The following is a 13,458-nucleotide window of genomic DNA, read 5'->3' on the forward strand; positions in this document are numbered from 1 at the left end:
ATTTTCACTAGAAAATAGCGGGTTTTGTAGTAAATCTTACATATAAAGCAAATTACTAAACTTTTTACAAGAAAGGGTGTAGAATGGGTATCTAAAGAAAGAAGGTGTGAAAATGGCCAGCTGGAAACGGAATTTAATGATTTGTTGGCTAGGTTGTTTTACCACTGCAGCCGGTATGAGTTTAGTAATTCCTTTCTTATCTTTTTATATTGAGGAATTAGGAGTAACTGGCACTTCAAGCATTGCACAGTGGTCGGGACTTGCATTTGGTGTAACATTTTTAATGGGTGCGATTGTATCACCAATATGGGGGAAGCTTGGTGATATACATGGACGGAAATTGATGCTTATTCGTGCTAGCCTTGGTATGGCGATTATTATGACGCTTATGGGATTTGTAACGGATGTGTATCAACTAGTCGCACTAAGATTTTTAATGGGAGCAGTATCTGGTTTCCTTTCAACAGCGATGACATTTATTGCAGCAGAAACTCCGAAAGAACATTCAGGTTGGGCGATTTCCACAATTTCAACTGGTGGTGTGAGCGGTTCGTTACTTGGCCCGTTACTTGGAGGTTATTTGTCTGAGTTAATTGGAATGCGTCATGTCTTTCTTGTTACAGGAGCTTTTTTATTCCTTTCCTTTCTCATCGTTTTTTTCTTTCTGCATGAAGAAAATCACTCTGCTCAAGCAAAAAAAACACAGCCGAAAAAAGTATGGACGATGGTCCCAGCGAAGCATTTAATTATTAGTTTATTTGTAACAACATTTATTATTCAACTTGCTAATATGTCAGTTCAACCAATTGTTACATTGTACGTGAAAAATTTAGTAGGTCCTCATACTGCACATATTGAAACAATTGCGGGTGCAGTTATGTCAGCGACAGGATTAGCAGTTATTTTGGCAGCACCAAGACTAGGAAGATTATCAGATCATATCGGTCCTCAAAAAACGTTAGTTGTAGCGTTATTTGCAGCAGGAATTATTTTTATCCCGCAAGCATTTGTAACCTCAGCTTGGCAACTATTAATTCTTCGATTTTTATTAGGTATCGCACAAGCAGGATTATTGCCTTCCGTACAAACTCTACTAAAACAACATACACCAACCCATGTTACGGGACGAATATTTGGATATAATCAGTCGTTTCAGTTTTTAGGAAATATGATTGGGCCAGTGCTCGGGGGACAAATTGCAGCGCATGCAGGCTTCCAATATGTTTTCCTCTCTACATCATCACTATTATTTATTGCGTGTATTTGGGTTTATTTTCATAATAAGAACGAAGAAGTATCAGAGAAACAACGTTTGGAAGTTAGTTAACTAAGTGAATGAAAAAGAAAAAGGATGAAGCAACATGTGCTTCATCCTTTTTCTTTAAAATCGAAGACAGAGATAACTTAATGTACCAAGCTCATAACTACGGTGAATGACTTCACCGCTATTCTCGCCACTTCCCATTGCAATAAACAAAGGAACAAAATGCTCTGCTCTTGGTACGGCTAATTGTGCATGAGGAGCATTATTCTCCCAATTAAACAATGCATCTTTATCGTTATTCTGCATATGTTTAATAATCCAATCATCAAATTCAATTGCCCATTTTTCAGGTGTAGTTTGATTCCATTTCAGTGCTCGTAAATTATGAACGGTAACGCCACTACCGATTACTAAAATATCTTCTTGTCCGAGTCCTTTAAGTGCTTCTCCAATTTCAAATTGTTCTTTTGCAGAAAGGAATGGATTTACTGATATTTGCACGACAGGAATATTTGCTTCTGGATACATGCGGTGCAGGAGTGTCCATGAACCATGATCTAAACCTCTGGTCATATTATGATGGACTGAAATACCTTTGTTTCTAAATTTTGTTTCTAACATAGATGCAATGCTAGAAGAGCCTTTCGCACGATATTTGATTTCGTATAACTCAGGGGGGAAACCTCCAAAATCATAAATTGTTTCATATTCGTTATCTGATGAGGAAATCGTTAATACTTCAGTTTCCCAGTGAGCAGTGAAAATAACAATTGCTTTCGGTTTATATGTTTCTCCAAGTGTTTTTAAAAATCGTGTATAGTCTGTATCTTGAATAGCGAGCATAGGCGAACCATGTGCTAAAAATAGTGATGGCATCATAATAGTAGAAACCTCCTAAAAATTATATAATTACTTTATGTAAGTAACTATATAATTTTATTTTTGGTTCGTCAAGAGATTAGTTTGAAAGCAAGTCTGAAAAATACATCATTTGTCATAATGAAAGCAATTACATATAATATAAAATAAGAAAAGTGAATGGATATTCATTTTTCTTAAAGGTATACATAATAAATTTGGGGGCTGACGAAATGAATGTACAGGAAAGTTTCGTTACGGCATTGGATGGATCGGAAATTTATTTGCGTAAATGGTTACCAGAAGGAGATCCGAGAGGAATTATTCAGATTGCACATGGCATGACAGAGCATGCAGGGGTGTATACAGAATTTGTAGATGCTTTATTGGAAGCAGGTTATGGTGTTTATGCGCATGATCATAAAGGACATGGGAAAACAGTAAAAAAAGAAGAAGATTATGGTCATTTTGAACCAAATATAGGGTGGAATCAAGTTGTATCGGATGTTATCTTTGTTTCAGAAAGGATAAAAGAAGAACAGTCAAGTCCTTTGTTTTTACTTGGACATAGTATGGGTTCTTTTTTATCAAGACGTGCTGTACAACTTAGGGGTGAACTATATGATGGATTTCTAATTTCAGGAACAGGTGGAAATCCAGGGCTTTTAGGAGCTATTGGTCATAAAGTAGCAACAATCGAAATGAAATTGCGCGGGGCAAAAACGAAAAGTCCAATGTTAAACTTTTTATCTTTCGGAAACTTCAATTCGAACTTTAAGCCAAATCGTACAAAATTTGATTGGTTATCTTCAGATAATAATCAAGTTGATAAATATATTGCGGATCCGTTATGTGGTTTCATTTGTACGACGAGTTTTTACCGAGAATTATTTTCTGGAGTATTAGAAGTAAATAAACTAGAAGAATACAAGAAGACGCCAAAGAATCTTCCAATACATATATTCTCTGGTGATCGTGATCCTGTTGGCGATATGGGGAAAGGTGTAAAAGAAGTATATGAAAACTATAAAAAATGTGGTGTGAAAGACGTGACACTACGTTTATATGAAAATGGTAGACATGAAATGTTTCATGAAGTAAATAAGGATGAAGTATTTAAAGATTTAATTTCGTGGTTAGATGCGCATAATAAATGAGAAAGATAATCCCAAACTGTTTGTAGTTTGGGATTATTTATTATACAGAAATAGGGGCAATAAATTCTTAAATTCACTTTACTTAATAAAAAATAAATCTTATTCTATAGTCGTTCAAAAAATAAAGAAATATTGTATGAGAGGAAACCTCACTTTTCTGAAGTGAGGTTTTTTGTAGTAACGAAGTAATAGTGAATAAAACTAATTTTAAAAGTAACTTAAAATCAAACTTTTTATAAAGCAACAGATGCCTGTTCATAATAGTAGTATAATAGTGAATGAGGTGTTAATAGAATGGAAGATAGAACGTTAGGTTTATTACTAGATGTTGTTGGGGAATTATTTTCAGATGAAATTTCAATTGCTGTTTCGAATACGAAAGAATATATTTACTATCGGCCAAGTAAACGAATTGATTTAAAGATTAGTGTCGGGGATCCTATAAAAGAAGGAACGATTGCTCATAAAGCGATGGTGATGAATCAAAAAACCTCTGAGTTTATTAATCGGGATGTTTTTGGTATTCCTTATCATGGAATGGCTGTACCATTTTCAAACAATGGAAAGCTTGAAGGGTGCGTAACGGCAATTTATCCAGCTTTAACGGATGGAAAGTCAGTTGTTACTTTAAAAACAACAGACGGCTGGATTCCGGTTCCTTTTTCAAAGGTTATGTATTTAGAGGCTAAAGATAAAAAGACGTATGTGAATTCAGAAGAGTTATCAGGAACACATAAATACTCTCTGCAAGAATTCGAATACTTGCTTCCGAAAGATTCATTTATTAGATGTCACCGTTCGTTTATTGTAAATGTTAATCATATTAAAGCGATTTATCCTGATACCCATTCTACTTTTGTACTTTCAATGGATAATGGTGAGAGAGTACCAGTTAGTCAATCATACGCTAGTTATTTCCGTAAACTTCTAGGATTCTAAATTTTTCTGCTTTAGAACCTAGATTTGCTGTTCTGTCTGAATTTTCGGCATTGCATACTAAAATCCCTATTTTGATAGTGTTAATGTGTAAAATAATTATGAATATTCAATGAGAGAGGGATTACATATGGAGAACAATTTAGATAGAATCAGAGATCAACGTCTAAAAGATCGGGTAGTTACACCTGAAGAAGCAGCTTCCTGGATTCAAAGTGGAATGACTTTAGGCTTAAGTGGGTTTACACGTGCAGGTGATGTAAAAGCAGTCCCATTTGCGCTTGTAAACCGAGTTAAGAATGATGAATCTTTTAAAGTAAATGTTTATACTGGGGCTTCTTTAGGATCGGATGTAGACAAATTATTTGCTGAGGCAGGAATTTTAGGGAAAAGATTACCTTTCCAAGCTGACGCGACTATGCGAAAAGGAATTAATAACGGAGACTTTTTATTTGTGGATCAACACTTGTCTCATACAGCAGAGTTACTCCGTGCTGACGTTCTGGATATAGATTTCGCCATTGTGGAAGCGGTTGCGATTACAGAGGACGGAATGATTATTCCAACCACTTCAATTGGAAATTCCTTAGCGTTTTCCTTAAATGCTAAGTCTATTATTATTGAAATGAATATGGCTCAATCCGCACAATTAGAGGGGCTACATGATCTATATGAACCAGGTAAACAAGGGGAGAGGCTTCCAATTCCGCTTGTGAAAACAGATGACCGAATTGGAACAATCGGTATTCCAATTGATCCTGAAAAAGTAAAGGGAATTGTGTTTACGAATCAATTGGATTCGCCATCGACAATTGTTCCTCCGGATGAAGAAACTGTTATTATGGCACAGCATTTAATAGAATTCCTTCGAGAAGAAGTCAAAGTAGGCCGATTAACAAATCGTTTAGCGCCGTTACAATCAGGAATTGGTTCAGTGGCTAACGCCGTATTGCATGGAATATTAGATTCAGAATTTGAAGATTTAGAAGTATATTCCGAGGTTTTACAAGATGCAGTTTTTGATCTTATGGATGCTGGAAAAGTCAATTTTGCTTCTTGTTGTTCTATCACGCTTTCTGAAGAGAAAATGCAACAAGTATTTTCTAACTTTGAAAAATATCGTGACAAATTAATGATGCGTCCACAAGAGATTTCCAATCATCCTGAAATTATTCGTCGCCTTGGATTAATCTCAATTAATACTGCATTAGAATTAGATATATACGGAAATGTTAACTCTACTCACGTTTTAGGTACAAAAATGATGAATGGTATTGGTGGGTCTGGCGATTTTGCAAGAAATGCCCGCCTAGCTATCTTTGTTACTAAATCGATTGCGAAAGGTGGTAACATTTCAAGTATCGTTCCTTTCGTTTCTCATGTAGACCATACTGAACATGATGTAGATGTTATCGTCACTGAACAGGGATATGCCGACTTAAGGGGACTTGCGCCAAGAGAAAGAGTGGAACTTATTATTGAGAATTGCGCACATCCAATGTATCGTGAACAGCTACGAGCTTATTACGAAGAAGCAAAAATAAGAGGTGGACAAACTCCTCATATTTTAGAAAAAGCTTTTTCTTGGCATACGAACTATGCTAAAAATGGAACAATGCTTGAAGCGGTAGTAGAAACTGTATAGGTTTGTATCGTACGAAATAGTAAAACGAATGAGTGAGCTTGAAGATTAAATTTTAGAAAAAGAGAACGCCAACTTTTAGGGATGGTGTTCTTTTTCTTTAAAAAAATTGTTGAAAATCGTACTGATTATAATAAAGATTTATAAAATTAATTTCTAATTTATGGAAATTAAAGGTTTTTTTGAAGTGCTTTCCGAATCAATTTAGTAGTGTACATATTGAAAGTGAGGAAAAAGAATCATGAAGATAAGAGAAGCATTATTAAGTGAAGCAAATGAATTAAGTGAACTCGCACTACATTCAAAAGCAACGTGGAATTATAGTGAAGAATTCATACTTGCTTGTAAGGAAGATTTAACAATTACGGAGGAGTACATAAAAAATAATTTTGTATATGTTTTAGAAAACGATAATGCGAAGATTGGTTTTTTCTCATTTTTACGTAATGATAAAGCTCTCGATTTCTTGTACATTCATCCTCATTACAAAGGAAAAGGTTACGGGAAAATACTTTGGGAGTATGTAATAGAAAAAGCCAATGAACTAGGATTAAAAAGTTTTACAATTGATAGTGATCCGAATGCAAAAGGATATTACTTGAAAATGGGAGCACAGTTAATAGGAGAGACACCATCAACTGTCTTTAAGGGTCGTGTACTGCCTCTTTTGAAATATGATGTGTAAAACTATTAATAGTAGGGGAAGATTAGAATGGATGATGTAAAGGAAAAAAGAATATATGAAGCACTAATAAAATCGTGGTCGATTGAAACGAGTTCAAAGTGGACAATTGAAAACCCAGCAAAGGGACAATGTGGTGTTACAGCTCTTGTCGTTCAAGACATATACGGAGGAGAAATTAAAAAGACAAAAGTAAGAGAGGTATGGCACTTTTATAACTTTATAGATGGGCAGAGATTTGATTTTACAGAGACTCAATTCAATGGGAAATTGAATTATATGGATGAAAAGTCAAATCGGGAAGAAGCATTTGCAGATACAAATGAAAAACAATATAGCATTTTGAAGGGAAAAATAACGAAAGAATTAAAATTATCTTTTGACTCTTAATCTTTAATAAGTTACTATAATGGTGGTAACTTCATTAAAGGGAACTTCATAGAGTTGAAAGGGGAAATACTTTTGAAAACAACTTATGTAAACGCTACAATTGTAACGATGAATGAACAAAACGAAGTGATAGAAAATGGATATATCATTGTAGAAAATGATCAAATTATAGATGTAAAGAGCGGAGAATTTGCAAATGATTTTGAAGTAGATGAAGTAATTGACATGAAAGGAAAGTGGGTTTTACCAGGGCTTGTAAATACACATACACACGTTGTAATGAGTCTCCTAAGAGGTATTGGAGATGATATGTTATTACAGCCATGGCTTGAGACGAGAATTTGGCCACTGGAAAGTCAATTTACTCCAGAGCTTGCGGTCGCTAGTACGGAATTAGGATTACTTGAGATGGTGAAAAGTGGTACAACATCATTCTCTGACATGTTTAATCCAATTGGAGTAGATCAAGACGCAATTATGGAAACGGTATCAAGGAGCGGGATGCGAGCTGCTGTTTCAAGGACTTTATTTAGCTTCGGAACGAAAGACGATGAAAAGAAAGCGATTGAAGAAGCTGAGAAATATGTGAAGCGTTATTATAAAGAAAGTGGCATGTTAACTACGATGGTTGCACCACATAGTCCATATACATGTAGTACAGAATTGTTAGAAGAGTGTGCTCGTATTGCAGTAGAGAATCAAACAATGGTTCATATCCACCTTTCTGAAACAGAGCGTGAAGTACGTGATATTGAAGCACAGTACGGAAAACGTCCAGTAGAATATGCAGCGAGCTGCGGATTGTTTAAACGCCCAACAGTTATTGCACACGGTGTAGTATTAAATGATGATGAGCGTGCATTTTTAGCAGAACATGATGTTCGAGTAGCTCATAATCCGAATAGTAATTTAAAACTAGGTTCTGGTATAGCGAATGTAAAAGCGATGCTAGAAGCAGGAATAAAAGTAGGAATTGCAACAGATAGTGTTGCATCTAACAATAATTTAGACATGTTTGAAGAAATGCGCATAGCGACTTTATTACAAAAAGGTATTCACCAAGATGCAACAGCATTACCAGTTGAAACAGCTCTTTCTCTTGCGACAAAAGGAGCTGCGGAAGTAATCGGGATGAAACAAACAGGGTCACTAGAAGCTGGTAAGTGTGCTGATTTTATTACGATTGACCCGTCTAACAAGCCGCATCTACAACCAGCAGATGAAGTGTTATCACACCTTGTATATGCTGCGAGTGGTAAAGATATAAGCGATGTAATTATTAACGGAAAACGTGTCGTTTGGAATGGTGAATGTAAAACGTTAGATGAAGAGCGTATTATATTTGAAGCAAGTCGTTATAAACGAGGTTTACAAAGATAACTTTTTTAGGCTGTGGAGAGAATCTTCTCCACAGCCTATTTCTAATTTGTAAACCTCACTATATTTTTTAAAACTTTGCAACAGAAGTGATAATGCTAACACTACCCAAAAAATTAGATGTTGACGCTAGTTTTAGAGTACATTGATAGTTAGGACATGTATTTATTTTTGGTTTTTAATAAACTTATTGTATTATTGTGTATTAAATGAACTATTAAGGCGATTAAAGGTAAAGCAGCTCCAATGAGTAAAGTTACTTCACTATTAAATTTATAGTAAGTATAACTTCCAATCCATGAACCAAAGGCTCCTCCCAAAAAGAAAATAGTCATATATAATCCATTAAGTCTGTTTCTTATCTCGGGATTCAAACCAAAGATAATTTTTTGACCTAATAATAAATTTCCTGCTACACCAATATCAATGCAGATACCTGAGATAAGAATTAAAATTATGCTAAATAGTGAATGATCTTGAACAAAGAATAATAGTACGATCGATAATAGTACGAGTGCCAATGATACATTAGTCATTGTAAAAATATAACCTTTATCTGCTATTTTACCAATAGTAGGAGTTAATAAAGCTCCAGCAATTGCAACAAAGCCAAATAATGCAATTTCATTATTTGAAAAATGTAATGGCTCTGATCTTAATAAAATTGGAATAGCTGTCCAATAAAGGCTAAATGCAGCAAATAAACATGCGTGATAAAAAGCTCTTTGTTGTAAAGGAGAAGTATTTATTAGTAGCTTTACCATAGAAGTTATTAAATTTGGATATGTCATGTTACTAGTTGAGATAACTTCATAGTTGGGTAAAAATTTTAGAATTAACAGTAATACGGTAACTAGGGTTATTAATGAAAAAAGAAATACCATTCTCCAGCTAAACCACTCTGTTATTCCGATAGATAATGGGCGAGCAATCATAATCCCAATCAATAAACCACTCATCACTTTACCCACATATTTACCTGCCTCTTCAATTGGCACGATTCTCATTGTTAGTGGAACTAACATTTGAGCTGCACAGGCCCCAATGCCAATTATAGTTGTTAATAGTAAAAAAATAATTCCGTTTGTCGAAATTAGCGTACCAATTAATGAAAAAATAGTTAACCCGATAAGAATTCCTATTATTTTCTTACTTTTCAATAAATCAGCCATCGGTACGATAAAAAATAACCCCAATCCATACCCAATTTGTGTCAAAGTAGTGAGCAATCCAGATAAATCAGAAGAAATGTTCAGATCTTTTGCAATGAATTGTACAATTGGTTGTGCATAATAAATATTTGCAGCAAGTGAACCACAACTAATTGCTAAAATAAATATTAGAAAATTTGTCTTTTTAGTCAATTTTATCATTCCTTTCTTTTTGGAACGTTCATTCCGAAATCATTAAAAAAGAAAGACTATAGGTCTGCAATAGTCTTATCTACTAGATGATAGGCTGAATTTTTCTCTTTTTTATATTTAGACATTACATTCAAACTATGATTTAAACTTAATAAAGAATATGCAACTAATTCAGTATCAACCTCTTGTGAAATTTCTCCTTTCTTTTTTCCTTCTTCGATAACTTGCTTAAATACTTTTTCAAGTTCATTAAAATCATTTATGAGTATTTCTTCTATGGCAGGGTCAATTTGTCCAATAAGCAGTGAAGAATTAGTTATCATACAACCTTTTGGAATTTCACCTGAATAACATTTTTCAATATGTTGATAAAAAAAGGATTTAAGTGATGCTTTTGTGTTTATACCACTAAAAAGTAAATTTCTCTTTTGAGAGCCATAATTTTTATAATGTTCCAAAACTAGTTTAAATAGTGCATCCTTATCTCCAAAGCTATCGTAGAGAGTAGATCGACTTATACCCATCGTTTCAATAAGATCTGATATATATGTAGCATCATAACCTTTTTCCCAGAATAAATGCATAGCTTTATTTAAAGCGTGTTCTTTGTTAAAACTAATACTTCTACCCAATTTATAACACCTCCATTCATGTAACTTAGTATAAATATTCCGGAACGATAAGTCCAGAATATTCGTCTTAATTTCCGAAAGTTTCGTAAAATATCCGTAAATGTTAATTTGGTATTGTGGTATTTAGATGCTATAAAATAGAAAGTATGTATTGAAGCGACAATTAAATTCGATTTTATTGAGGAAAAGTTAAGCTCCTATTAGTTTATATGTTTTTTTCGTTAAAAATCGAAAAGATTCCAAGGTAATCCATATCCTTTTAAAAGGATAGTTTTTTTCTTGAACGAATAAATATTCAAAAGAATGTCGCATCTTTCTGTTAGTATTTCTGCTATAATATATTACGCTTTATAATATTTTATATTTAAGGAGAACAACTCATGAAGCGAAAAAAGAGCCATTTAATGGTAATGGCACTTGTTACATCTTTATTATTAACAGCTTGTAATAATAAAGCGGATAAAAGTGACATAGAGGTTAAAAAACAAGTGTTAAATGTAACAGTATCAGAAGAAATTCCTTCTCTGGACACTGTGAAAACAACAGATGGTACATCAGCACACATTATGCAGAATATATTTGAAGGGTTATATGTATTAAACGATCAAGATCAGCCTACTCCAGCCATAGCAAAATCGTTTAAAAGAAGTGAAGATGGTAAGAAATATACATTTGACTTGCGTAAAGATGCAAAATGGTCAAATGGGGATAATGTAACAGCAAATGATTTTATATTTGCTTGGAAACGTGCAATTAACCCTGAAACAGCCTCTCAATATGCGTCCATGCTCTTTTATGTAAAAAATGCGAAAGAGATCAATAAGGGAACAATGCCTCTTGATGCACTTGGGGTTAAAGCGATAAATAATTATACGTTAGAAGTTGAACTCGAACAGTCAATTCCGTATTTTTTACAGTTGTTAGCACTACCTATATACTTACCACAGCATGAATCATTTTTGAAAGAACAAGGAAACAATTATGCATTGGAACCTAGTAATCTCATATATAACGGTCCATTTGTATTAGAAAAATGGAAGCATGAACAAGAGTTTCAATTAAAGAAGAATGCTACATATTGGGATCGAAAGAAAGTGAAATTAGACGAAATAAACTTTCATATCGTAAAGGATACAATGACAGCTGTAAATTTATATGAAGCCGGAGATTTAGATCGAGTACCTATTAATTCGCAAGTTGTAGACAAGTATAAAGGGAATAAGGAATTACATATGTCGAGTGATCCTGGAATTGCTATGCTTCGTTTTAATGAAAAAAATAACGCGTTAGCAAATAAAAAGGTGCGTCAATCTATTTCATTAGCGTTAAATAAAGATGATTTCGTTGCTCACTTTATTAATAACGGAGCAAAACCTGCAAGTGGACTTGTACCAGTTGGTCATGTAAATGAAGTGACTGGTAAAGATTTTAGAAAAGAAAATGGAGATATTTCCTCATATGATTTGCAAAATGCGAAAAAACTTTGGGAAGAAGCGAAAAAAGAGCTTGGGGTAGAACAAGTAAACCTAGAGTTCTTAACGTTCGAACAAGATAACGCAATACGTATGGCAGAATATATAAAAGGTGATTTAGAGAAGAATTTGCAAGGGTTAACGATACAAATTAAACAACAGCCATTTAAGCAAAAATTACAGTTAGAACAAATAGGTGATTACGATATAACTATGGCAAATTGGGGACCTGACTATAAAGACCCAATTAGTTATTTAGAGTTATTTACGACAGGGAATCCGAATAATAAAATGAATTATTCTAATGTTCGTTACGATGAATTAATAAAGAAAGCGAAAACGGATTTTGTACTAGATACGGAAAAACGATGGGAAGCGTTGCGAGAAGCCGAGCAGGTATTATTAGAAGATGCTGCGGTGGCGCCGCTTTATCATATTGGCTCAGCATATGTACAAAAGGATTATGTAAAAGGAATTGAAAAGCATCAATTTGGTGGTATTTATACTTATAAGAATGCTTATATTGCTAATGAATAAATACAAAAAACCTTACTTTTTAAAAGTAAGGTTTTTTTTACAGGGGGCAGGGAAATCCTTTGGTGGTGTTCCCTGCATATAAAGAAGATAAATGCAAAATTGTAGGTACACATTCATAAGAAGTTGCAACAAATAAGATTGAGCAGTTTGTTTAAGTAAAAAGAAGAATAGAAATATAGCATACAAGGAATAAGGAAATGTAGTACAGATCAGCATACAAACATTCTTTTTCTGTAACTATGTTTGTTTTTAATTATATAAAAAAAATATTAGATTATATATTTTGTCCTTGGTATACTTAAAAGGTAATTTGGGGTATTAAGATGATTTGATAGAGGTGTTTGTGTGGAATTATTTGAGTATTATAAAAAAAGGGGACGGTTTAAGTGTTTAATTGGGACAGGGATTTTTCTCTTTGGATTATATTGTCTGTATAATAGTTGGAGTGATGTTAATTGGGGAGAAATAATATTTATGGTTATAGCTTCGTTTGTTTTTGGGGGAATTGGATTTTGGCAATTAAGAAAAGGGAATTTATTAAAAGAGAATATAGCTAAAAATGATTTGAAGTTTTGGGATATTGATACTTATGTTTTACTAGAATTACCTCAAAATAATAAACATTACGGTTTATATACTCCCGATGGCGCCTATATAGTAGGAACAACTATAGTTCCAACTGATATAATTTCTTCAAAATTACCTTTTTTAAAAAACAAGCAAGTTGTTGGATTGGAAGCAAAGGATGGGGAAATTCTTGCATATTTTCATAGTGAAGTTGAAAACTATGATTGGGCTATTTATGACTCAAATTATAATTGTGTAGGGATGTTTAAAGAAAATATGATACAAGGATTTGGAATGGTACGTGGTTCTTTAATGAATGAAAAAGAGATGAAAATTTGTGAAGTAGAAGTTGAATTTGATTTTTTCGAAACTTCTTTTCGGACAATGGATAACCGGATATTAATAAACTGTAAAAGAGGATATATGCCTTTGGAATGGAGCGAAAGATTCGGATTAAATGTACCTATTATTAAATTAGGTAATAATATTTCTAATGCTGAAAAGATATTTGGTTTAGGGATTCTTTTCTACATTTTAGAAACAATTAAAGTAAGAAAAAGTAGGGTTTTTAATGATTAGG

General features: G+C 33.6%; 12 protein-coding genes. 9 read left to right on the forward strand and 3 right to left on the reverse strand.

Going from position 1 to position 13,458, the window contains the following annotated elements; genetic code table 11:
* Window positions 1-112: 112 nt before the first annotated feature.
* Complete coding sequence (locus tag BM089_RS04865; RefSeq protein ID WP_000179302.1) at window positions 113-1,327, forward strand: multidrug efflux MFS transporter; 1,215 nt, start codon at window positions 113-115, stop codon at window positions 1,325-1,327.
* A gap of 54 nt (window positions 1,328-1,381) precedes the next feature.
* On the opposite strand, the gene BM089_RS04870 is transcribed toward BM089_RS04865, so the two are convergent.
* Window positions 1,382-2,143 carry a DODA-type extradiol aromatic ring-opening family dioxygenase gene (locus tag BM089_RS04870; protein ID WP_071714442.1) on the reverse strand — a complete coding sequence of 254 codons (762 nt, stop codon included), beginning with the start codon at window positions 2,141-2,143 and terminating at the stop codon, window positions 1,382-1,384.
* Window positions 2,144-2,355: 212 nt separating this feature from the next.
* On the opposite strand from BM089_RS04870, the gene BM089_RS04875 reads away from it, so the two are divergent.
* The 6 genes from BM089_RS04875 (at window position 2,356) to BM089_RS04900 (ending at window position 8,309) form a co-directional block, all read left to right on the forward strand.
* Window positions 2,356-3,279 (forward strand): alpha/beta hydrolase, encoded by a 924-nt coding sequence (locus BM089_RS04875; protein WP_001102583.1) that lies wholly within the window; start codon window positions 2,356-2,358, stop codon window positions 3,277-3,279.
* Between the two features lie 294 nt (window positions 3,280-3,573).
* On the forward strand, window positions 3,574-4,218 hold the full coding sequence (locus BM089_RS04880; RefSeq protein ID WP_000390209.1) for a LytTR family DNA-binding domain-containing protein: 645 nt from the start codon (window positions 3,574-3,576) through the stop codon (window positions 4,216-4,218).
* 127 nt (window positions 4,219-4,345) lie between these two features.
* The gene (locus BM089_RS04885) at window positions 4,346-5,860 is read left to right on the forward strand and encodes an acetyl-CoA hydrolase/transferase family protein (RefSeq protein WP_071714441.1); all 1,515 of its coding nucleotides are present in this window, start codon (window positions 4,346-4,348) and stop codon (window positions 5,858-5,860) included.
* 238 nt (window positions 5,861-6,098) lie between these two features.
* Window positions 6,099-6,542 carry a GNAT family N-acetyltransferase gene (locus tag BM089_RS04890; RefSeq protein ID WP_000701896.1) on the forward strand — a complete coding sequence of 148 codons (444 nt, stop codon included), beginning with the start codon at window positions 6,099-6,101 and terminating at the stop codon, window positions 6,540-6,542.
* Between the two features lie 27 nt (window positions 6,543-6,569).
* Window positions 6,570-6,929, forward strand: a complete 360-nt coding sequence (locus BM089_RS04895) for a YunG family protein (RefSeq protein ID WP_000342909.1) — start codon at window positions 6,570-6,572, stop codon at window positions 6,927-6,929.
* Between the two features lie 54 nt (window positions 6,930-6,983).
* The gene (locus tag BM089_RS04900) at window positions 6,984-8,309 is read left to right on the forward strand and encodes a bifunctional S-methyl-5'-thioadenosine deaminase/S-adenosylhomocysteine deaminase (protein WP_002093942.1); all 1,326 of its coding nucleotides are present in this window, start codon (window positions 6,984-6,986) and stop codon (window positions 8,307-8,309) included.
* A 149-nt stretch (window positions 8,310-8,458) separates the two neighbouring features.
* Here the strand turns inward: BM089_RS04900 and BM089_RS04905 are convergent, their stop codons facing one another.
* Window positions 8,459-9,679, reverse strand: a complete 1,221-nt coding sequence (locus BM089_RS04905; RefSeq protein WP_081367225.1) for an MFS transporter — start codon at window positions 9,677-9,679, stop codon at window positions 8,459-8,461.
* 47 nt (window positions 9,680-9,726) lie between these two features.
* Window positions 9,727-10,302, reverse strand: a complete 576-nt coding sequence (locus BM089_RS04910) for a TetR/AcrR family transcriptional regulator (protein ID WP_000533752.1) — start codon at window positions 10,300-10,302, stop codon at window positions 9,727-9,729.
* Between the two features lie 380 nt (window positions 10,303-10,682).
* Between BM089_RS04910 and BM089_RS04915 the strand changes: the two genes are divergently transcribed.
* Complete coding sequence (locus tag BM089_RS04915) at window positions 10,683-12,311, forward strand: peptide ABC transporter substrate-binding protein (RefSeq protein ID WP_065228631.1); 1,629 nt, start codon at window positions 10,683-10,685, stop codon at window positions 12,309-12,311.
* 345 nt (window positions 12,312-12,656) lie between these two features.
* The gene (locus BM089_RS04920; RefSeq protein ID WP_139213205.1) at window positions 12,657-13,457 is read left to right on the forward strand and encodes an ABC transporter ATP-binding protein; all 801 of its coding nucleotides are present in this window, start codon (window positions 12,657-12,659) and stop codon (window positions 13,455-13,457) included.
* The last annotated feature ends 1 nt before the right edge of the window (window position 13,458 follow it).

Source organism: Bacillus sp. 5mfcol3.1 (assembly GCF_900114335.1).
GTDB lineage: Bacteria > Bacillota > Bacilli > Bacillales > Bacillaceae_G > Bacillus_A > Bacillus_A thuringiensis_S.

What these genes read in the sequence shown, in the direction of transcription:
- BM089_RS04865 (WP_000179302.1), top strand. Translation starts at nt 113, where the DNA reads ATGGCCAGCTGGAAACGGAATTTAATGATTTGTTGGCTAGGTTGTTTT.
- BM089_RS04870 (WP_071714442.1), bottom strand. Translation starts at nt 2,143, where the DNA reads ATGATGCCATCACTATTTTTAGCACATGGTTCGCCTATGCTCGCTATT.
- BM089_RS04875 (WP_001102583.1), top strand. Translation starts at nt 2,356, where the DNA reads ATGAATGTACAGGAAAGTTTCGTTACGGCATTGGATGGATCGGAAATT.
- BM089_RS04880 (WP_000390209.1), top strand. Translation starts at nt 3,574, where the DNA reads ATGGAAGATAGAACGTTAGGTTTATTACTAGATGTTGTTGGGGAATTA.
- BM089_RS04885 (WP_071714441.1), top strand. Translation starts at nt 4,346, where the DNA reads ATGGAGAACAATTTAGATAGAATCAGAGATCAACGTCTAAAAGATCGG.
- BM089_RS04890 (WP_000701896.1), top strand. Translation starts at nt 6,099, where the DNA reads ATGAAGATAAGAGAAGCATTATTAAGTGAAGCAAATGAATTAAGTGAA.
- BM089_RS04895 (WP_000342909.1), top strand. Translation starts at nt 6,570, where the DNA reads ATGGATGATGTAAAGGAAAAAAGAATATATGAAGCACTAATAAAATCG.
- BM089_RS04905 (WP_081367225.1), bottom strand. Translation starts at nt 9,679, where the DNA reads ATGATAAAATTGACTAAAAAGACAAATTTTCTAATATTTATTTTAGCA.
- BM089_RS04915 (WP_065228631.1), top strand. Translation starts at nt 10,683, where the DNA reads ATGAAGCGAAAAAAGAGCCATTTAATGGTAATGGCACTTGTTACATCT.